Source organism: Neisseria sp. P0021.S007 (assembly GCF_051956855.1).
The window spans coordinates 1-595 of sequence record NZ_JBQCXA010000796.1 but is presented as its reverse complement, the minus strand read 5'-3'; the positions used below and the strand labels follow the sequence as shown (position 1 = coordinate 595).

Genomic DNA, 595 nt, shown 5'->3' with positions numbered 1-595 from the left:
TTACCGGTCTGATGAAATTCATTTCTTGAACAGCCACGGTTACAATTCGTCCCTGTGCGATTTCTGCCGCCAAAATACCGCCGCCCAGATCCATTTGCGACATAATCCAGCCGCCGAAGATATCCTGATTAGGATTGGTATCACGCGGCATGGCTACCGTACGCAATAAAAGTTGTCCTTCGGGTGCAGCATGTGTTTGTTTGTTGTCAGACATAAATAATCCTGTCAAAAAAGTGGTATTTTACGCCATTTATGGCGCCAAACCTATGTAGGCCGTCTGAAAAATCAGAAGGCAAAGTGTTACAATCAACATATTCATCAGACAAAGGAGAAAGCTCATGCATCCGATTCAAGAACCACGAAATAGCGGCCTTTTGCGCGTATCCGACATTCACGAGATCTACTGGGAAGAATCAGGCAATCCTGATGGCCACCCCGTGATTTTCCTGCATGGCGGCCCCGGAGCAGGCGCATCACCTGCCTGTCGCGGCTTTTTCAATCCAGAGCATTTCCGCATCGTTATTATCGACCAACGCGGTTGCGGACGTTCCAAACCCTATGCCTGTATCGAAGACAATACCACATGGGATTTGGT

Annotated in this window: 2 protein-coding genes; one reads left to right on the top strand and one right to left on the bottom strand. The window is 48.1% G+C overall.

The features are described from left to right. The coding region (locus tag ACTHUR_RS16005; RefSeq protein ID WP_440399658.1) for a hotdog domain-containing protein at window positions 1-214 on the bottom strand (214 nt) is incomplete at its 3' end. Window positions 215-338: 124 nt separating this feature from the next. Here ACTHUR_RS16005 and ACTHUR_RS16000 point away from each other — a divergent pair. Beyond that, window positions 339-595 (top strand): alpha/beta fold hydrolase (locus tag ACTHUR_RS16000; protein WP_440399656.1); only part of this gene is annotated, 257 nt, incomplete at its 3' end.